Source organism: Vallitalea sediminicola, assembly GCF_054408565.1.
Map to the genome: position 1 here is coordinate 1 of NZ_BTPT01000075.1, position 20,287 is coordinate 20,287.

24 protein-coding genes and 7 tRNA genes are annotated in these 20,287 nt (G+C 28.8%); 24 read left to right on the plus strand and 7 right to left on the minus strand.

Going from position 1 to position 20,287, the window contains the following annotated elements; all coding sequences use genetic code 11:
• Window positions 1–36 precede the first annotated feature (36 nt).
• The 15 genes from ACX6CF_RS23495 (at window position 37) to rsmI (ending at window position 7,991) form a co-directional block, all read left to right on the plus strand.
• Window positions 37–111, plus strand: a tRNA-Asp gene (locus ACX6CF_RS23495).
• Between the two features lie 38 nt (window positions 112–149).
• Window positions 150–222: transfer RNA gene (locus ACX6CF_RS23500), tRNA-Val, on the plus strand.
• A 158-nt stretch (window positions 223–380) separates the two neighbouring features.
• Window positions 381–453: transfer RNA gene (locus tag ACX6CF_RS23505), tRNA-Thr, on the plus strand.
• Window positions 454–459: 6 nt separating this feature from the next.
• Window positions 460–541, plus strand: a tRNA-Tyr gene (locus ACX6CF_RS23510).
• Window positions 542–583: 42 nt separating this feature from the next.
• Window positions 584–660 (plus strand) — tRNA-Met (locus ACX6CF_RS23515).
• Window positions 661–667: 7 nt separating this feature from the next.
• Window positions 668–743 (plus strand) — tRNA-Phe (locus ACX6CF_RS23520).
• Between the two features lie 18 nt (window positions 744–761).
• Window positions 762–835, plus strand: a tRNA-Lys gene (locus tag ACX6CF_RS23525).
• 208 nt (window positions 836–1,043) lie between these two features.
• Window positions 1,044–2,468 (plus strand): aminotransferase class I/II-fold pyridoxal phosphate-dependent enzyme, encoded by a 1,425-nt coding sequence (locus ACX6CF_RS23530; RefSeq protein WP_458787819.1) that lies wholly within the window; start codon window positions 1,044–1,046, stop codon window positions 2,466–2,468.
• A 1-nt stretch (window position 2,469) separates the two neighbouring features.
• Window positions 2,470–3,111 carry a dTMP kinase gene (gene tmk / locus ACX6CF_RS23535; protein WP_458787820.1) on the plus strand — a complete coding sequence of 214 codons (642 nt, stop codon included), beginning with the start codon at window positions 2,470–2,472 and terminating at the stop codon, window positions 3,109–3,111.
• Window positions 3,112–3,278: 167 nt separating this feature from the next.
• Entirely contained in the window at window positions 3,279–3,608 is a 330-nt protein-coding gene (locus ACX6CF_RS23540; RefSeq protein ID WP_458787821.1) for a cyclic-di-AMP receptor, read from the plus strand.
• Between the two features lie 65 nt (window positions 3,609–3,673).
• The gene (locus ACX6CF_RS23545; protein ID WP_458787822.1) at window positions 3,674–4,117 is read left to right on the plus strand and encodes a YaaR family protein; all 444 of its coding nucleotides are present in this window, start codon (window positions 3,674–3,676) and stop codon (window positions 4,115–4,117) included.
• 353 nt (window positions 4,118–4,470) lie between these two features.
• Complete coding sequence (locus tag ACX6CF_RS23550; protein ID WP_458787823.1) at window positions 4,471–5,460, plus strand: DNA polymerase III subunit; 990 nt, start codon at window positions 4,471–4,473, stop codon at window positions 5,458–5,460.
• A gap of 1 nt (window position 5,461) precedes the next feature.
• Entirely contained in the window at window positions 5,462–6,382 is a 921-nt protein-coding gene (locus ACX6CF_RS23555) for a PSP1 domain-containing protein (protein ID WP_458787824.1), read from the plus strand.
• A 5-nt stretch (window positions 6,383–6,387) separates the two neighbouring features.
• On the plus strand, window positions 6,388–7,125 hold the full coding sequence (locus ACX6CF_RS23560; protein WP_458787825.1) for a tRNA1(Val) (adenine(37)-N6)-methyltransferase: 738 nt from the start codon (window positions 6,388–6,390) through the stop codon (window positions 7,123–7,125).
• Window positions 7,126–7,142: 17 nt separating this feature from the next.
• The gene (rsmI, locus tag ACX6CF_RS23565) at window positions 7,143–7,991 is read left to right on the plus strand and encodes a 16S rRNA (cytidine(1402)-2'-O)-methyltransferase (protein ID WP_458787826.1); all 849 of its coding nucleotides are present in this window, start codon (window positions 7,143–7,145) and stop codon (window positions 7,989–7,991) included.
• A gap of 86 nt (window positions 7,992–8,077) precedes the next feature.
• Here the strand turns inward: rsmI and ACX6CF_RS23570 are convergent, their stop codons facing one another.
• Entirely contained in the window at window positions 8,078–8,338 is a 261-nt protein-coding gene (locus ACX6CF_RS23570) for an AbrB/MazE/SpoVT family DNA-binding domain-containing protein (RefSeq protein ID WP_458787827.1), read from the minus strand.
• Window positions 8,339–8,578: 240 nt separating this feature from the next.
• Here ACX6CF_RS23570 and sdaAB point away from each other — a divergent pair, with 240 nt between their 5' ends.
• From sdaAB to ACX6CF_RS23615, 9 genes are all read left to right on the plus strand, one after another.
• Complete coding sequence (gene sdaAB, locus ACX6CF_RS23575; RefSeq protein ID WP_458787828.1) at window positions 8,579–9,250, plus strand: L-serine ammonia-lyase, iron-sulfur-dependent subunit beta; 672 nt, start codon at window positions 8,579–8,581, stop codon at window positions 9,248–9,250.
• Window positions 9,251–9,277: 27 nt separating this feature from the next.
• Window positions 9,278–10,168: an L-serine ammonia-lyase, iron-sulfur-dependent, subunit alpha gene (gene sdaAA, locus ACX6CF_RS23580; protein WP_458787829.1), complete on the plus strand. Its 891-nt coding sequence runs from the start codon at window positions 9,278–9,280 to the stop codon at window positions 10,166–10,168.
• Between the two features lie 252 nt (window positions 10,169–10,420).
• On the plus strand, window positions 10,421–10,933 hold the full coding sequence (locus ACX6CF_RS23585) for an RNA polymerase sigma factor (RefSeq protein ID WP_458787830.1): 513 nt from the start codon (window positions 10,421–10,423) through the stop codon (window positions 10,931–10,933).
• A 4-nt stretch (window positions 10,934–10,937) separates the two neighbouring features.
• On the plus strand, window positions 10,938–11,243 hold the full coding sequence (locus tag ACX6CF_RS23590) for a hypothetical protein (protein ID WP_458787831.1): 306 nt from the start codon (window positions 10,938–10,940) through the stop codon (window positions 11,241–11,243).
• Entirely contained in the window at window positions 11,227–12,102 is an 876-nt protein-coding gene (locus tag ACX6CF_RS23595; protein ID WP_458787832.1) for an ABC transporter ATP-binding protein, read from the plus strand. The genes ACX6CF_RS23590 and ACX6CF_RS23595 overlap by 17 nt, the downstream gene beginning before the upstream one ends.
• The gene (locus ACX6CF_RS23600) at window positions 12,083–13,213 is read left to right on the plus strand and encodes an ABC transporter permease (protein WP_458787833.1); all 1,131 of its coding nucleotides are present in this window, start codon (window positions 12,083–12,085) and stop codon (window positions 13,211–13,213) included. The genes ACX6CF_RS23595 and ACX6CF_RS23600 overlap by 20 nt, the downstream gene beginning before the upstream one ends.
• Window positions 13,200–13,829, plus strand: coding sequence for a hypothetical protein (locus tag ACX6CF_RS23605; protein ID WP_458787834.1), 630 nt, complete (start codon window positions 13,200–13,202; stop codon window positions 13,827–13,829). The genes ACX6CF_RS23600 and ACX6CF_RS23605 overlap by 14 nt, the downstream gene beginning before the upstream one ends.
• Before the next feature lie 89 nt (window positions 13,830–13,918).
• Window positions 13,919–14,500, plus strand: coding sequence for a nucleoside recognition protein (locus ACX6CF_RS23610; protein WP_458787835.1), 582 nt, complete (start codon window positions 13,919–13,921; stop codon window positions 14,498–14,500).
• Entirely contained in the window at window positions 14,497–15,027 is a 531-nt protein-coding gene (locus ACX6CF_RS23615) for a spore maturation protein (protein WP_458787836.1), read from the plus strand. Before ACX6CF_RS23610 ends, ACX6CF_RS23615 begins: the two co-directional genes overlap by 4 nt.
• A gap of 4 nt (window positions 15,028–15,031) precedes the next feature.
• Here ACX6CF_RS23615 and ACX6CF_RS23620 read toward each other — a convergent pair whose 3' ends face one another.
• The 6 genes from ACX6CF_RS23620 to ACX6CF_RS23645 all read right to left on the minus strand — a co-directional run bounded on the left by ACX6CF_RS23620 (window position 15,032) and on the right by ACX6CF_RS23645 (window position 19,959).
• Window positions 15,032–15,517 (minus strand): L,D-transpeptidase family protein, encoded by a 486-nt coding sequence (locus tag ACX6CF_RS23620; protein WP_458787837.1) that lies wholly within the window; start codon window positions 15,515–15,517, stop codon window positions 15,032–15,034.
• A gap of 72 nt (window positions 15,518–15,589) precedes the next feature.
• Window positions 15,590–16,573, minus strand: a complete 984-nt coding sequence (locus tag ACX6CF_RS23625) for a radical SAM/SPASM domain-containing protein (protein WP_458787838.1) — start codon at window positions 16,571–16,573, stop codon at window positions 15,590–15,592.
• 93 nt (window positions 16,574–16,666) lie between these two features.
• Window positions 16,667–17,782, minus strand: coding sequence for a hypothetical protein (locus ACX6CF_RS23630; protein WP_458787839.1), 1,116 nt, complete (start codon window positions 17,780–17,782; stop codon window positions 16,667–16,669).
• Entirely contained in the window at window positions 17,783–18,652 is an 870-nt protein-coding gene (locus tag ACX6CF_RS23635) for an ATP-binding cassette domain-containing protein (protein WP_458787840.1), read from the minus strand.
• On the minus strand, window positions 18,642–19,421 hold the full coding sequence (locus tag ACX6CF_RS23640; RefSeq protein ID WP_458787841.1) for a hypothetical protein: 780 nt from the start codon (window positions 19,419–19,421) through the stop codon (window positions 18,642–18,644). Before ACX6CF_RS23640 ends, ACX6CF_RS23635 begins: the two co-directional genes overlap by 11 nt.
• Window positions 19,414–19,959, minus strand: a complete 546-nt coding sequence (locus ACX6CF_RS23645; RefSeq protein WP_458787842.1) for an RNA polymerase sigma factor — start codon at window positions 19,957–19,959, stop codon at window positions 19,414–19,416. The genes ACX6CF_RS23640 and ACX6CF_RS23645 overlap by 8 nt, the downstream gene beginning before the upstream one ends.
• Between the last annotated feature and the right edge of the window lie 328 nt (window positions 19,960–20,287).

The following is a 20,287-nucleotide window of genomic DNA, read 5'->3' on the forward strand; positions in this document are numbered from 1 at the left end:
TTGTGCAATGTGTTGTTTTGAGTGTTTTAATAATCTGGCCCAGTGGTTCAGTTGGTTTAGAACGCCGGCCTGTCACGCCGGAGGTCGAGGGTTCGAGTCCCTTCTGGGTCGTTAGTTGTAAAAACTAATTGATTAATATAATATTCCCAGGGCGCATAGCTCAGCTGGGAGAGCACCTGCCTTACAAGCAGGGGGTCACAGGTTCGAGCCCTGTTGCGCCCACTAAATCAAATTCCTTTACTATAAGTTAGGAATTTCATATAGCACGGTAACGTGCATAAGATAATAATCCAATTAGTATTTACATATATTATAAAGATTATAATAGAATAATTTTTATAAAAATAACAAAAAATATTATAAAGTGGATGAAAATAAATGCCGACGTGGCTCAATTGGCAGAGCAGCTGACTTGTAATCAGCAGGTTATCGGTTCAAGTCCGATCGTCGGCTTGCAATGGAGGGGTTCCCGAGTGGCCAAAGGGGGCAGACTGTAAATCTGTTGGCTCCGCCTTCGAAGGTTCGAATCCTTCTCCCTCCACTTAATTAATAGTAATACCAATATTTTTGCTGTTAATAATAACGCGGAGTGGAGCAGTCTGGTAGCTCGTCGGGCTCATAACCCGAAGGTCAGAGGTTCAAATCCTCTCTCCGCAACCAATAATATGCCCAGATAGCTCAGTCGGTAGAGCAGAGGACTGAAAATCCTCGTGTCGGTGGTTCGATTCCGCCTCTGGGCACCATAAAAACTTTATATATTTGGGCCACTAGCTCAGTCGGCTAGAGCACTGGACTTTTAATCCAGGTGTCCCGGGTTCGAGTCCCGGGTGGCTCACTTAAAAAATCGTCTATAATAATAGGCGATTTTTTAGTGTATAATAAAATAGTATAAGAATAAGTACTCTATAAAGAAAATAAATGTTATCAACAAATTTATTATAAATACAAAAAACTGTTAACAATTTTTATGATTTTACCTTTTTCTGTTGATAAGATAGAATAAATATAAGCATTCCTTTAATAAATAAAAAAGGAGATTATTCATGAGAAAAATAACACTTTATAATCAACTAATGAAATATAGAAAAGGAATTTACCCTTTCCACATGCCAGGACATAAGTTAGGTAGAAAATTTAATTTGAAAAATATGATTAAGATAGATGTAACAGAAGTAAGAGGAACCGATAATCTACATGATCCTTCAGGTATAATAAACGAGGCTCAAGAAAAAGCAGCGAAGACTTTTGGTGCAGATAAGACTTATTTTTTAGTGAACGGTAGTACAGGAGGTATTATTTCTGCTATAACTTCCGTATGTAAAGAAAAAGACCAAGTATTAATTGCTAGAAATAGCCATAAATCCGTTTATAATGCTATTCTAATCAATAATTTAGTTCCTATATATATTTATCCAGAAATACTAGATAACGGTATAATTGGTGGGATTAATCCTACCAATATTGAACAGAAACTGAAAGAGAATCCGAAAATAAAGATTGTAATTATTACAAGCCCTACTTATGAAGGTTTTGTATCCAGTATTGCTGCAATATCAAAAATAACCCATAAATACAATAAGATATTAATGATTGATGAAGCTCATGGTTCACACTTTAAATTCCATGACTATTTTCCAAAAACTTCGTTACAACAAGGTGCTGATATAGTTATTCAAAGTGCTCATAAGACGTTACCATCCATTACTCAGAGTGCTATGTTACATATCAAAAATGATAGAGTAGATACTAATAAATTACAAAATGCCTTGTCTATCTTTCAAACTAGTAGTCCATCATACATATTAATGACTAGTCTCGACAATTGTAGAAATATAATCGATACTAAAGGAGTTAAGTTATTTGACAAATATGTAGAACTATTAAAATTTTGTAGGAAAAAATTGAAGGCTCAATTAAAAAATTTACATTTAATTGATGATGAAATAATAGGTAATAAGCAAATAATGAATATGGATTATTCTAAAATCGTCATAGATTGTACAGATACTAATATCACTGGAATGAAATTGGACAAAATTCTTCGGGATAAATATAATATACAAGTTGAATTGAGTGGTATAAATCATATTATAGCGATGACTACAATATGCGATAGTAAATACGGGTTTGATAAATTAGTGAAGTCACTGATAGAAATAGATAGTAAACTAAGAAATAATCATATAAAGTGCAGAAAATATGATATAATAAATAATGCCCTAACACACTATAACCCGAAAGATGCATTTAATAAAAATAAAATTCAAATACAGTTAAAAAACTCTATTGGTAAGATATCAGGAGATTTTGTTATACCTTTTCCACCAGGAATACCTCTAATTGTTCCAGGTGAAATCATTACAAAAGAAAATATCAACCTAATTAATAGATATATAGAATTGGGTATAGAAATAATGGGGCTAGATAATAAAGGATGTAAAACAATTAATATAATTGACGAGGTGTAAAATGAAAGGACTATTTATTAGTATAGAAGGAGCAGATGGCTCAGGGAAATCAACTCAGATTGAACAATTGAAAAATTATTTACAAAATCACAATTATGAATTTGTGTTTACAAGAGAACCAGGTGGAACAATTATAAGTGAATCCATAAGAGATATAATATTAAATAAAGATTATATGGAAATGTCAGATATGACAGAAGCACTTTTATATGCTGCATCAAGAGCACAACATGTAGAACAGTACATAAAACCTTTACTAGAAGAGGGAAAAATAGTTATATGTGATAGATTTGTTGATTCCTCTGTAGTCTATCAAGGATATGCTAGAGGTCTTGGAATTAATAATGTAGAGCAAATTAATAGATACGCAACAAGTGGACTAGAACCAGATATAACAATTCTGTTAGATATTGATGCTGAAGAAGGATTAAAACGTAAAAAGGATCAAAGAGAGTTAGACAGATTAGAATTACAGAAATTCGAATTTCATAAAAAAGTATGTGAAGGCTATAAAAAATTAGCGGAATTGCACCCTAATAGAATAAAAAATATAGATGCATCTCAATCTATAGAAAATATCCATAGTGAAATAATAAATACTATTGAACAGATGATTAATAATAGGTATAATTATAATAAATAAATATCTGAAAATATTAATTAATTATAAAAGTGAAGTTAATATAATATCTCCATATTCTAAATAAAAATCTATATTTATCCGATATTAATCATATAATATAATAAATTAATGGCAATTAGACTATTTATACATTTTATCTTATAAAATTAAATTTTAGGAGTGATCTTATGAAATTAATAATAGCAGTAATTCATGATGAAGACTCACATAGATTAACTGAGGGACTGAATAAAGCTGGTTTTATGGCTACTAAATTAGCCAGTACAGGTGGTTTTTTGAAGACTGGCAATACTACAATACTTATTGGTGTGCCAAAAGAAAAAGTAGATGAAGCAATAGGAATAATAAAAAAAGAGTGTAAGACTAATAAACAAATGTCATTACTGAACCCACCAGTTGCTGGAATGCCAGATGGTTATTTGCCATACCCAATTGAAGTAACAGTTGGAGGAGCTACAGTATTCGTTATTGATGTGGACCAATATTTTAAGATATAAGAGCTAGATTAATAAGGAATCAATACAAAAGATAAATTAATTTTTTTTAGATGGGAGATATTACTATGGATTTAAAAGTAAATAACGTAAAAATGCCAGATATGAATGATAGTATTAGTAAGATTGATAATAATAATAGTAAAGAATTTAAATTTACCTTACTAAGTAAAATAGACGAATCATCACTTCAAGAAAAATTAAATGTAATGATTAATGATATTACAGAGCAAGGCAAAAAAATTGCTAAGCATATGGATGTAAAAGATATGAAAAGATATAGAGAATTAATCAAAGACTTTGTTAATGAAGTAGTAACCCATTCTCACAAATTTTCAAGAGAAAACTTTTTGGATAGACGTGGAAGACATAGAGTATACGGGATAGTAAAATTAGTAGATAAGAATCTAGATGATTTAGCAAGAGAATTAATACAAGAAGAAAAGAATAATCTTAATATACTAGGACATGTAGATGAGATAAGTGGACTACTATTAGATATATTAACATGATATTTATTTTTTTAATTTATAAATGATTATAAAAGTATTCTAAGTTATAGATTCTAATATATTTATTTCAAATAAAAGAGTTGTCTCATAAACATTTTTGTTGTTATTTTAATACTATATTGACATAAATGTATAATGAGACAGCTCTTTTGAGTTATAGGGTTAAAATTAATAGATTGAGGATAACTTTTTTAAATAGATAAGTTTATGTTAATAATAATATATAAAACCATAAAAATTTGGACTAATTATTTGCTATAATATAAATAATCCTATAAATTATGTCCCAAAACGGTGTATAATAATAATATCTAGAGATGAATGTAAGTTAGTTGATTGGGAAGGAAATATAAATGTATACTTTTGATGAAATAGTTGGGCATAATGAAATAATAAGCCATTTACAAAGTGCTATAAGAACTAATAAAATATCTCATGCATATATAATTGACGGAGAAAAGGGGATTGGGAAAAAACTTATAGCCAATACCTTTGCTAAAACACTTCAATGTGAAAAAGAAGGAATTACACCTTGTAATGAATGTATATCTTGTCGGACTTTTGATTCATTAAATAACCCAGATGTAATCTATGTAGAACAAACTAAGAAAACAGGTATTGGTGTTGACGATATAAGAGAACAGATTAATCAAGATATAAATATTAAACCATATCAATACGCTCATAAGATATATATTGTGGATAATGCAGATACTATGACAGAACAGGCACAAAATGCATTATTGAAGACAATTGAAGAACCTCCATCATATGTGGTAATACTATTACTATCAAATAATATCAGTAAATTTTTAGTTACAATAATATCTAGATGTGTTGTTTTAAAACTAAAACCTATTATGCCAGATAAAGTAATGAATTATGTCATGGAAACGTTAAAAATACCGGATTATAGAAGTGAGTTAATAACTTCTTTTGCACAAGGAATAATAGGTAAAGCTAAAGATTTAGCTTCATCAACTGAATTTTTTGATATGAGAGAAAGTATGATTAGTATTGTTGATATTATTATCAAAGGTGATGATTATGAATTATTAGAGGTTAGTCAGAAATTTGAAGATCATAAAGATGAAATACAAGATTTTCTAGATTTACTTATGACTTGGTTTAGAGACTTGCTGATTGTTAAGAAGATAAATGATGAGATGTATATAATTAACAGAGATAAATATAGAACCTTGTTGAAACAAGCACAGGTTTTATCGTATAATAGAATAAGTGTAATGATTGAGAATATTAGTGAAGCTAAAAATTTATTAAAACAAAATGCAAATTTCAGATTAGTTATAGAGATGATGATATTACAAACAAAGGAGAATTAATATGATAAAAGTAATCGGTGTCAGGTTTAGAAAGGCAGGTAAGATATATTATTTTGATCCTAATAATCTAAATGTAGAAAAAGGACAAAATGTTATTGTAGAGACAGTTAGAGGAATAGAATATGGACATGTTGTAGTAGGAATCAAAGAAGTGACTGATGATGAGATAATACAGCCGCTCAAAAGTGTCATAAGAATTACTACACCAGAGGATGATAAAAAAGAGGAAAAAAACAGATCAAAAGAAAAAGAAGCTTTTGATATCTGTGTTAAAAAAATAAGTAAACATGGTTTAGGGATGAAACTAATTGATGTAGAATACACTTTTGATAACAATAAAGTATTATTCTACTTTACAGCTGATGGAAGGATTGACTTTAGAGAATTAGTTAAAGACCTTGCTGCTATATTTAAAACTCGAATAGAATTGAGACAGATCGGTGTTAGAGATGAGACAAAAATGATAGGTAGTATTGGTATTTGTGGAAGACCTCTTTGCTGTCATACACACTTATGTGAATTCCAACCGGTATCAATTAAAATGGCTAAAGAACAGAATCTATCTCTTAATCCAACTAAGATATCAGGTGTGTGTGGAAGACTAATGTGTTGTCTTAAATATGAAGAATCAACATATGAATATCTTAATAAACATCTACCAAGTGTGGGAGATAAAGTAATTACTCCAGAGGGACAAAAAGGAGAAGTATTAGGTGTTAATGTTCTTAGACAGCTTGTAAGATTGATTGTCAGAAAAGATGATGGAGATCCAGAAATACTACAATACAAAGTAAATGAATTAAAATTCAAAGTATGTAAAAAACGTGGTGCTGAAGGTGAAGAAATAACAGAACAAGAAAAAGAAGAATTAAAAGAATTACAGAACCTAGAACGTAAAGAAGGTAAGATGAAGAGAGAGTAGATAGAATGGAACTAAATAAAGGCGAAAGAATAGATGATCTTCATAGAAATGGATATAAGATAATACAAAATACTGGAAAATTTTGTTTTGGAATAGATGCAGTATTATTAACCGGTTTCGCTGTTGTCAAAGAAAATGAAAAAGTTCTTGATTTAGGTACTGGTACGGGTATCATTCCCATATTGTTAGAAGCCAAAACAAAGGGAGAACATTTTACTGGATTAGAGATTCAAGAAGAAAGCGTAGAAATGGCTGATAGAAGTGTTAAACTTAACTGTTTAGAGGATAGAATTACCATAGTAAAAGGAGATATAAAGGAAGCAGAAAAGCTGTTTCCTTTATCTAGTTTTGATGTCATAACTTCTAATCCACCGTATATGAATAATAAAAATGGTCTAAAAAATGATTTACGACCTAAATCTATAGCAAGGCACGAGATACTATGTACATTAGATGATGTTATAAGAAATACATCTTCCTTATTAAAAGTAGGGGGAAGATTTTATATGGTACATAGACCAAGCAGATTACCAGAGATAATTGTAATATTAAAAAAATATAAATTAGAACCAAAGAGGATAAGGTTAGTTCATCCTTATATAAATAAAGAACCTAATATGATTCTAATCGAATCAGTAAGACATGGCAAACCTTTGTTAAAAATGGAACCACCATTAATTGTATATGAATCAGTTGGAAAATATACAGAGGAAATATATGATATATATGGATATAATCAATAAGGGATGGGAATGAGAATATGTCAGGAAAATTATATCTAGTAGCTACACCCATTGGTAATCTAGAGGATATAACCTATAGAGCTATAAGAATCTTAAGTGAAGTTGATGTAATAGCCGCAGAAGATACACGGCATACAAGGAAGCTATTGAATCATTTCAATATAAATACATCATTAACCAGTTATCATGAGCATAATAAAATTGAAAAAGGTCCATATCTTATAAAAAAATTGCAAGAAGGTAAAACTATTGCTTTAGTAACTGACGCAGGAACACCTGGTATTTCAGATCCTGGTGAAGACTTAGTTAGACTATGTAGAACGAATGATATTGAAGTTACTTCTGCACCAGGAGCAGTAGCATTGATAACAGGCCTTATTCTTTCGGGACGGTCAACTAGAAGTTTTGTTTTTGAAGGATTTCTTCCTCATGATAAAAAAGATAGAAACAATATATTAAAAAAATTAAAAAATGAACATAGAACCATTGTATTATATGAAGCACCTCACAGGTTAAAACAAACGTTGAAACAATTACTAGAATCTTTAGGGAATAGAGATATTTCAATCACTAGAGAGTTAACCAAGAAATTTGAAGAAATAGATAACACTACTTTGGATGAAGCTGTTAATAAATATGGTACGGAACTTCCACGAGGAGAATTTGTACTTATAATTGAAGGTAGAGCATTAGAAGACTTACGAAATGAAGAAATCGAAAAATGGGAAAATATTTCAATAGAAAAACACTATAATAAATATATTGAAGAAGGACTAGATAAAAAAAATGCTATGAAACAGGTAGCGAAAGATAGAGGTACTTCAAAAAGGGATATATATAATTATTTGATAAAATTAGATAGATAAAGTAACTAATATATATAAAATTTATATAATAAAAATAAGAAACCCTCTATATTAGAGGGTTAGTTTTATTTTCAAGTTATATTTAATTAGTCTACATTAAGTCCAGCAATTTTGGCCATTTCCATAATTGATTGTCTAGATACTTTCTTTCCGTAATAGTCAATTAAATCATCCATATTACCAGTGAATACATCAGCAGGTTGATATTTTTTTAAAATGATTTGTTCATTATCGACATAAATTTCTAGAGCATCTTTTTCTTTGATATCAAAATTCCTACGAATTTCAATTGGTAAAGTTATTCTACCTAATTCATCAAGTTTTCTAACAATTCCTGTTGACTTCATAATATTTCCCCCTCAAACCGTTATGTTTATCCTATATAAGAATAACACAAAAGGTAATAAGTGTCAATAAAATGGATAATCTTGTAAATAAAATCTTTTTTTGGCGAATATTACAAAGTGAGTATTAATTATCATATATAAAGCAAATAATAGTATATATAATGTTGAAATATAGGAATAAAGAAGGTATAGTTAAAGAAGTAATAATTATCTAGAATTTGTCAAAAGGAGAACTTAAAAATGGAATATAGTATTTTTGATATTATTGGACCAGTGATGATTGGACCATCCAGTTCGCATACTGCTGGAGCAGCAAAAATTGGTTATATTGCAAGAGAAATCTTTGGTAAGGATATTAGTGAGGTAAGGTTTTTTCTTCATGGGTCTTTTTCAAAAACTTATTTGGGTCATGGTACGGATAAAGCATTGTTATCAGGAGTAATGGGTTTTCTTCCAGATGATGAAAGACTTAGGAATGCATATGAAATAGTTGAAAAAAAAGGAATAAAATATAAATTCAATACTAAAGACTTAGGAGAAGTTCATCCCAATACCGTAATGATTAAAATGTTCTCAAAAAATGGTCAGGAAATGATGGTAATGGGTTCGTCTATTGGTGGAGGTAAAGTCTCAATTATAAAAATAAATGATTTTGATGTTGATTTTAATGGAGAATATACTACATTGATTACAAAGCATTTAGATAGACCAGGAATTATGGCGGCTATAACATCCATATTAGCAAAAAATAGAGTCAATATTGCATTCATGAAGTTATATAGAGATGCCAAGGGAGATTATGCAAGACTTATCTTAGAATCAGATGAAGAGATTGAAATGTGTGTCATAGAGGATATTAAAAAAATAGATTATGTGGATGATGTAACAAAAATTGATAAATTGATTCTTTAGATATTTTATTTGGGAAAGGGTGATGTAATGAATTATAAAAATGGTAAAGAACTATTAGCAATATGTAAGGAAAAGAATTTGACTATATATGATGTAGCCATATTGAATGAAAGCATTAATAGTTCTATGACTAAAGAAGAAATATACAATGGAATGAAAAAGAATTTAGAAATAATGAAAAATTCCATTGAAAAAGGTTTGGACGAAAAGGAGGAAAACATAAAGGGTTTTATGATTGGTGGAGAAGCCAAAAAGTTAAAGAAATTCTATGAGAATAATAAATCAATCTGTGGTCAAACAATGTCTAAGGCCATTAGTTATGCTCTCAGTGTAATGGAAGTGAATGTTTCTATGGGTAAAATTGTTGCTTGTCCTACTGCAGGTTCCTGTGGAGTACTGCCAGCGGTACTTTTAGCGGTAAAAGAAAAATTTGATTTAGATGAAGAGACGGTGGTAAAAGGATTATTAACTTCTGGTGCGGTAGGTATTATTATTGGTAAAAATGCTTGTCTATCAGGAGCAGAAGGAGGATGTCAAGCTGAGGTAGGTTCAGCATCAGCAATGGCAGCAGCGGCAATTGTGGAAATGTTAGGCGGAACACCTGAAGAAGCTCTAAATGCATCTGCAATAGCCTTAAAAAACCTTATGGGATTAATATGTGATCCTGTAGCTGGACTTGTTGAAGCTCCATGTGCTAAGAGAAATGCTATAGGTACTTCTAATGCTATGATTTCTGCAGAGATGACCCTAGCGGGAATTAAAAGTGTAATACCATTTGATGAGGTAGTGATAGCCATGGGTAAAGTAGGAAAAATGTTACCAGTTAGTCTAAGAGAAACAGCAGAAGGTGGTATAGCAACTACACCTACAGGTAGAAAGTTGAGAAAGAAAATATTTGGTGAAGATAAAATAAACTAGATGTATATATTGAATGTAAACATCTATTGAACTTATATTAATATAGAGTTGTTACAGGATATTTATTAACAATAATTTTAATACTGATTAAGGTTAATAAATGTATTACTGGATAACTCTATTTTTTTGTATTATATAAATTGAATTAAATAATAACGTAACTTTTTATAGACTTATTCGTATTAGTTATAGAGTATATTTTAATATATGAATTATAATAATTATTATAAAGATATCTTGGAGGCAAATAGCTTGGAAATTAATGTTGAGTTACTAAAGCAAGGTGATAATAATGAGTTTGAGAATTTTGTACATAATTATAGAGTATCAGCTGAAAATTTCGCAATGAACATAGTGCATGATAATTATTTGGCACAAGATATTGTACAAGATAGTTTTGCAAAATTATACGTATATAGAGATAGAATTGATAAGAATAAATCTATAAAGTCCTATTTTTTCTCAATTATAAAGAATAAGTCAATAGACTATATTAGAAAAAATAAAAGAGAAATGTTTGGTGATTTTGAGATAATAAATAGTTCATCTCCCGAGAATATCATACTAAAACAAGAAAGAAATGAGCTTATAAATGAGACTATAAATAGACTTAAACCAATACAAAGATATGCAATATATCTATATGTATATGAAAATCTTAATTATAAGGATATTGCAATAGTGCTTGGTAAAACAGAAAAACAGATAAAAGCTATAATATTTCGTGCACGTAAGAAATTAAAGATCAAGATATATAGGAGCTGATTATATGGAAAATAATCATAATCATTATATGAATGAAATATGGGAAAAAGTAAGATGGATGGAATGTGAAAGAATTCAAAAAGAGAAAGCTGAGGCAGCTTTAAAGTTAATAAAACAAAAAGAAAGAAGAGTTAAGGTTAAGCTTTTTGGATGTTTTTCATTAATTATCATGATAATTATCTTTTTATTTAGATTCGAATTAACTGCTATTTTATCAGGTGGAGCAGTACTATTCATTGTAGCTTTATATTATGAAAATATCATTGAAAGAAAGATATACAGGAGGATAATAGATGAAGATATGTATTAAAAATTTAGACAAGAAGTATAGTGATAAACAAGTGCTCAATAACATTAACCTAGAATTAGAAAATGGCATGCATGGTCTACTTGGACCTAATGGAGCAGGAAAAACCACACTTATGAGAATTCTAACAACCTTATTACCAAAAACATCAGGAGAAATAACCTATGATGGTATTAAGATTGAAAATAAAAAAGAAGTTAGGAAAATAATAGGATACTTGCCACAGGAATTTTCTCTATATCCTAATATGTCGGTATATGAGATAATAGAGTACTTTTATTTATTATCAGATATCAAACCCACAAAATCAAAAATTATATATTCATTAAAAGAAGTACATCTTGAAACATGTAAAAAAATAAAAGTAAAAGCATTATCAGGAGGGATGAAAAGAAGATTGGGCATTGCAATAGCTCTTATAAATGATCCAAAGGTGTTAATTGTGGATGAACCAACAGCAGGACTTGATCCAGAAGAAAGAATAAGATTCCGTAATCTATTATCAGATTTTAGTAAAGACAAAGTTATCATTCTATCTACACATATAGTTGAAGATATCGCATTAAGCTGTAGTAGTCTTACAGTAATCAAAGAAGGTGATATAAAGTATAATGGAAAGGTTAGTGAATTTGTTAAGATTGGTAAGGATAGAGTATGGAAACTTCTTGTAGATATAGACGATTTGGATGAAGTTAAGAATGAGTATGTAGTCGTTTCAACAGTATTAGAAGAGGATAAAGCAAATCTGAAAATTATATCAGAGATTAAACCAAAAGGTGCTCAGCCTGCTAACCCCACTTTAGAAGATGCTTATATGAGTTTGATGCAGGAGGTAGATGAAAATGTTCTTGAGATTAGTTAATAAAGAAATTAAATATCAATTGAAAAGCATTACCTTTGGCATTTTCTGTGTTTCTGTTGTGTTATTTTATATAACACAGTTTGTGGGAGACATAAATATGGAAGACATGTATTCCAAATCCCCAACTGATATATTAGCTGAAGGTTCTATTTTTTACGCAAGCGATAGAGAAGATGAATTAAATATATGTTTTACTCAAAAACTAGATATGTTACATAGTTTATTAGATAATGATGAGAAAAATAACAACTTTGCAGTTTTATCAAATTTAGCTGTAGTTGAACGAAAAGATTTGAATGATGAACAGCTGAAATTAATATCAACCGTAAAAAAAGAATTAGAAGAAAAAGATATATCAGAGCAAGAATATCAGGATATATTGCAACAGCTCAATAATGAACTTAGTCATATAAATATGTATAAGGATGATAAGATTAAAAATCTAGTAGCTAAGAAAATATTATTTGAAGAGACAATCAGAAGAAAAGAAGAAATAGCCACAGAAGAAAAAGTTACAGGTTCTTATGCACGATTATTTGCTGATTACATAGGAATAGCTGTTGGTTTTTTTGCAGTTTTTATAGCAGCGTTTACGTTAATTAGAGATAGAAAATATAAATCATATGAGATTATTTATACTAAAAAGATTTCTTCGATAAAATATGTATTAAGTAAATATATAGGTAATGTTTTTTTAATGTTGATTGTTGTATTGGTATTAGCAGGTTATTCAACTATATATTTTGCTAATCATTATGGTAATATTGACTATTTTGCTTTTATTAAGATATCTATAACATGGATTCTACCAACAATAATGATAGTAACTTCATTGGCATATCTTCTACAGATAGTATCTGGCAACGGTATTTTACCTATAATAGTTCAATTTGTTTATTGGAATTACAGTATGCCATTTAGTAACAGTCAATATAATGTTAGTAAATATATAATTAGATATAATCATGTTTCTACATTATCTGAATATCAAAAAGTGGCTAATGATATAATGATTAATAGAATAGTTACAGTAGCTGTTTCTGTAGTAATACTAATAGGAGCAATATGGATATTTGAGAGGAAAAGAGGTAATATCTGTGGAAAAAATTAAACATATAGCAGGTATATATAGCTATAACATAAGGACACTCCCAAAGGGAATATTGATATTTAGTATTTTATATGCTATTTTAATTATTTTTGCATTAAACGTATCACAAACTCTTAATTTTACACCGATTTGTCTTGGAGAATATCTTCTAACTCCATTAGGTGTACTATTATTTACTCATTTAGCGGGATTTGAAAAAGAGAGTAAGGTATATGAGTTAACTTATATAAGAAAAGTGCCACATTGTATGATTGTCATTTCAAGAGTTATTTCCTATATGATTGGGATGTATTTAATTATATTGATGGTATTTAGTGTTGAGAAAATTTTTGGAGGGGAATTTAATTTTTTTAACTGTGTTCATGGTAGTTTTATAACTGCATTATACCTAGGGGTTATAGGTATGGTTTCAGCTTACATATCAGGTCAGAGGACAGTAGGGTATATTATACCTTTTGTCTATTATATGTTTGATATGTTTACATTTGGTAAATATACAAGGGGTTTATATTTATTTAGTATGATAAATGATGATTTTGGAATTAAGATTAATTTATTAACTATCTCTATTGTTATGTTAATCTTATTCATTGTCTATCTGTACAAAAAACTATAAAAGAATAAGAAATTAATTTAAGTGCATATTGAAATAAAGCATACTTCACTTGCATATAAATAGTTAAAAGATTGTATATGGAGTAAGTTATGCTTAATTATTTATGGGCATTTATGATATTGATAGGAGTAATATTTGGTGCATTCAATGGAAAAATGGGTGAGGTAACAGAAGCAGCGATAGAGTCATCAAAAGAAGCTGTTAATTTATGTATCATGTTGGTTGGAGTTGTAGCCATGTGGACTGGGCTTATGAAGATTGCAGAAAGATCTGGGCTTATTAAAGGTTTAACAAAAAAGATGAGACCTATACTCAGATTTTTGTTTCCAAAAGTACCCGATAATCATCCAGCACAGAGATATATTGCTACTAATATTATAGCTAACATGCTTGGACTAGGTTGGGGAGCTACACCACCAGGACTAAAAGCAATGGAAGAATTGCAGAAGTTAAATAAAGATAAGAGTACAGCTAGTACAGCAATGTGTACATTTTTAATAATAAATATTTCTTCGGTTCAATTAATATCAGTTAACATATTAGCATATCGTGCCCAATATGGTTCAGAAAATCCAGCAGAAATCATAGGACCCTCCATATTAGCAACACTTGTATCTACCTTAGTAGGAGTTATCTTCGCAAAAATAATGATGAAGGTGAGTAGAAAATGAAATTTGTGCTTATGATTTCTGATTTTATAATTCCCCTTGTATTTGTTCTTATTATAGGTTATGGATTATTAAATGATGTTAAAGTATATGATACATTTATAATAGGAGCCAAGGAAGGTTTTAAAATTGTACTACAGATTATGCCGACACTAATTGGGCTCATGGTAGCTGTAGGGATACTTAGAGCGTCAGGATTTTTGGATGTCCTTACTAATGTTTTAACGCCATTAACTAGCAAAATCAATTTCCCTTCTGAATTAGTTCCAATCGCATTAATGAGAACAGTTTCATCTTCGGCCACTACAGGATTGATACTGGATCTATTCAAGACATATGGTCCTGATTCTCTTATTGGGAGAATGACATCTATTATGATGGGGTGTACTGAAACTGTTTTTTATACATTATCCGTATATTTTATGACAGTTAAGATTAAGAAGACTAGATATACATTAACTGGGGCTTTACTTGTTAGTTTAGCTGGTATAATCGCTTCTGTAATAATAACTTACAGCATTTTTGGTTAATCAATCAATATATTAAAACGGGGGTATTTATAGGAATAATTGAATATAGCTCTGCTGCTTGATTAGAATACATACGTATACAACCATTACTAGCTCTTGTACCTACAGACCAAGGTTTGTTAGTGCCATGTATTCCATAAATACCCCAAGGAACACTTAGCTGCATGAAATATCCGCCGAATTGATCTCCCCATAATCCTTTTTTTATTATTTTCCAAGAACCTTTTGGAGTTGGAGTAGAAGGTTTACCAATAGCTACTGGATAATGTTTCATAACCTTATTATTACTTAATAGTTTTAGGATTCTACCTTTTAATACTATTTCAATTGAAAATGGATTATCATCTTCATCTGGTATAATAATAATATCTCCAACATTCAAGGTGTCTGGATTAATTATGTTGTTAGCATAAATAATACTTTTTAAAGAAGTTTTGTAACGATAGCTGATCTTTGCTAATGTATCACCTGATTTAATCGTATATTTCATTGTATCACCCTATAAATGATTATAATAAATATTATGTTACAAGTGATTATAGTGTGTTAGGTATATAACTTATTATTTATTGATGGATTTATTTTTGTTTGTAAGCATCTTAAATATATTTTTGATATGGAAAGTTGATCCAGAATCAAATTTTGGTGTTACTACATCACAATTTTTACACATATGATGAAGACCTCTATCTTTTAACATCATTTTTCTATGGTTTTGATATTTTTCCCCACGCCAAATATCCATAAGTTTATCTTTTGTCAAATCGCCCATAGTAATTTTACCTGTGGCATCATTACAACACAAACTTAGTTTACCATCAGGACGAACCACTACTTGCTCAAAAGGATACATACAGGCTGATTTTAACTTAAGTTTACTTTTTGTACGATTATTTGCTTGTCCACCTCTATTAGTCAATATTTCATTCTCTTTTCTAAGATAAATATATACTTTGCAGTCAGATGGATTCTTTTCGTTATAGTCATCAATTATTTTTACTTTCTCGTTAACTTCTAATTTATCATTATAATTATCAATTATTATTTTATCTAAATATTTTCTCATTTCCACAAATTTATCAATAGTTAGTAATGAACCATTAGTGAATAAATATAATTCAGCATTAGGTAATGTTTCTCTTGAACGTTTTAATAAATCAAGTAGCCTTTTATCTAATAATGGCTCGTTATTAGAATATAATCCAAAACTACCTGAATAATTGATTTCACGAAGTTGTGTAATAATAGAAGTAAAAAGTGATTCATCCATTATTTTAAAAGGCCTAGGGTCAATATGTTTATTGATAGGGCAAAAAGCACAACTACCATTACATCTATTGATTGTTTCAACCTCAATAGTTTGAAAGATAGGAAATTCCTTCATAGAAAGATACTTCTTTGCTAATTTTTTACTTTTATGGTTAAAAAGGCGATCAAATACATATACACTCTTTGGTAGAATATGTTTTTCTAGTGCCTTAGGATATTTTTTTTCTAGGTAAGATTTAATCTTACCAACTCCATTTTTATATGGATTTATTATCATAATATTTCTCCCTTCATCAAAAAAGTCTAGTCAAATGTATGCTAATTATTCTTTAGTTAAAACGCTATGTTAGATACTCCCCTGATCTTATAGCTACTGTACATGTTTGTTTCTAAAGGAATAATAAATCAAGTACAATATTATTGGCACAAGTAATATATAAATACCTATTACCAGATAAGGATATAGAATTGGATATCCTAAAATATTGTAGGTTTTATAAGTCCTAAATAAGGGTGCTGCTTTAATAATATTAGTAAGAGAAAAGTCAATTATGCCTGGGGTATTTCCATCTACATATGTATATTGTTCAATGACTAATGGCAATGCCCATATAGAACTTGATAAAAATATGGATGTAAGCATTGATCTACATAATGTGGATACAAGTAATACAATTAATGAAAATATTATAGCACCTGCTAAATGTACTAAAAATTGCACTACTAGATATTGACCAATGGTTAATGAATAAGGCGATAGCATGAAGTCGTATATATTTTGTATTGGTATATCATAGCCATAGGTATCTAGAGCCATTAAATATGGAATGCTGTTAAATATAGTAAAAATAAGTGAAACAATGATAGTGTATATTAAAGCAGCATATATTTTAGCAGTTATGAACTGTTTCTTGCCTTTTCTACTGCTTTTAATGATAGAGTCCATATAAGTACTATATTCTGAGGTAACAGCTGTAGATATGCCTAAAATTATTAAAATACACACATAGAGCATTCCACTTTGAGTAGTATAATGTGCTACCTCATTCCAACCGTGTTCATTAAAAATATAAGGTCTAGGAATTTCATTGAACATTTTATATTGTAACTTGGTATTTCTATAATCAAATGTAGATTTGTTTAAAATATCATTCAAGTTGCCTTTTAGTGAATTCTTTTCAATAATTAATGAATCATAATTATTTTTGGCGTTAAAAATTGCATGGTTAGTGTTTATTACTTTTTTTTCGTCATCGGTTAGATTCAAATAAATATATCCATCTTTAATATTTTTAATCTTATTTTCATATATATTTTGAGTCACAGATTTTTGTAGATTATCTGGAATAGTATATAGATCGTAATTATATACCTGAAAAGTATTATATATATTTATGCTGCTTAGAATAATAAATATAAACAATGCTATAAAAATAATCTTTTTTTGAAAAATTTTATTTAGCTCACATTTAGTTAGTGTAAACAATTAATTATCCTCCTCTCCAAAGTAATACATGTATAAATCATCTAATACAGGATTTGTCGATTGAAAGTTCACTTGAGGTTTTATATCTGATATAATTCTTATCTTAATGTCAGTACCATTATTTTTAATATCAGTAATTAGATATTTGTTTTGTAACTCTAATAAAGATTTTTCATTAACTATAGCTTCCCATACTCTATTTTCAATAGGCTTAAGGATTTCCATAGGTGTATCTTGTATTATCTTTTCCCCATTTTTAATTAATATAATTTCTTTTGATAAACATTCAATGTCTGATATGATATGTGTTGATATAATAATAATTTTGTCTGATGAAAGCCTAGATATCAAGTTTTTAAAATTAATCCTTTCTTTCGGATCCAGGTTCAATGTTGGTTCATCAAATATTAGTATTTTAGGGTTATTAAGTAAAGCTTGGGCAATACCAATGCGTTGTTTAATTCCTTCAGATAATGTTTTTATTCTTTTGTCTTTATACTGATTCAAGTTAAGGAGCCTTAGTAAATTATCAATTTTCTCTTTTGATAGATTTTTATCAATTCCTTTAAGATTGCTGATATAGTTTAAGAATCTTGTGACAGTATATTCTCTATAAAAACCTAGTTTCTGAGGTAAATAACCAATTATGGCTCTATAATTTTCTTCGTTAAGTATAATATCTTCACCATTAATTAGAATTCGTCCTTTAGTAGGTTTGATGACTGTTGCTAGGATCCTTAGTAATGTTGTTTTACCAGCACCATTAGGACCTACGAATCCATATATTCCTGAATCAAGCTGACAGGAGAAATTATCTAGTGCTGTATTGTTTTTATAATTTTTTGATATACCCTCAATTTTAAGCTCCAAAAAGAACACTCCTCTCTGAATTTTTTTCTATATAGTCTTTTAGTTGAACTACTAGAAGTAAAGTACTTATAATAATAATTCCAATGTAAATAAAAGTATTTATTTCATAAAGTTTATCAACTATAATAGGTGTATTTATAATCCACATGATGACTGCTAACCATATTAGTAAAATAGCAGATAATGCAAAACTGGTTCTAATTTTCTTTATAAGGTATAAAGTTATATTACTTACAATTAACATGGGTGTTAGCCAAGTAATTAATAGATTGAAAAACATTGTATCTGGTACCACATGATATATGATTGAAGTAATGATTGACATAATTATTAAGTTATAAAATATGATGGTTATCAGTTTATTCAACATAATTACTTGTGGAGAATATTTACATGCCAGTTCCATTTCTAATACATTCTGTTCTCTACTCTTGATATCTTCAAAAAACATGATTATAAATGGTATAGGTGAGAAGAAACTAATGGTTATATAAGGGTTGCTTGATATTAATGTGAATAATAATCCTATAATGTATATGGTAAGGCTTAGTAACCAATATAATGGACTTACCTGTGAGATATCTTTTTTCAATTTTAGTAATAAAGGTAATTTTTCTTTGCTTTTTTTGTCGTTTAATCTTTTAGGCATATATTGTTTAAGAGTATTAATGGTTGTATCGATTTGTGTATTATCAGGATAATTTATCACTGATTTTTTCATAGATTCAAGAATTATTTTTTCATATTTGTCATTAGGTTTTTCATTCAAAGTGTTTCTCCTCCTTTATTAATAGTTTTAACCTAGTAAGTCCTTGGCGATATCTTGATTTAGCAGTAGATTCGCTACATTTAGTAATATTCGCTATTTCTCTGAATTTTAATTGATTATAGAATCTAAGTATAATTACATCTTTTTGGTAGTCAGGTAAAGTTAGTACAAGTTTTCTAATAACTTCACAGTCAACCTTATCAAGCCATTCTTTATGGGGGTCACTAGTTGATTCTAAGCTATAGAAATTATCTAAGGGTACGTGGTCTTTATTTTTATTGCTTCTATAAAAATCATTGCAATGATTTACAGCTATTTTCAATAACCAATTAACAAAGTTATTTTTATGTTTATATTTTTTTATGGATTTAATCATTTTTATAAAAATTTCTTGAGTAATGTCATAAGACATATGATAATTACCTGTTTTTCTATAGACGAATCCATATACTAAGTTATAATATTTTTTAACTAATAGATTTAATGCTTCTTCATCACCAGATATAATTTTTTTTATTAACATTTCATCAGTATGCATTTTTCTCACCCTTATTATAAACGTAGCCATATGGAAAAAAGATTTAAAAAGTTATATATTTTTTTTTGTTAAATTTCCCCAAATAGTTGATGAACTAATTTAATAGATACTATAATTAAGTTTTTAAACATAATTTTTTTATCATACAATGCCTTTTATATAACTATGGTTAAATGATATATTAAAGGGTAGTATAATAAAAGAGATAAAACATATTAAATTTATTATATGTAAAAATAGAAATTAAAAATAGTTTTTATTGGAGTTCTTTAAATACAGGTTTGACAATACTTGGTATTTATTATATACTTCGATTATATTATGGTAC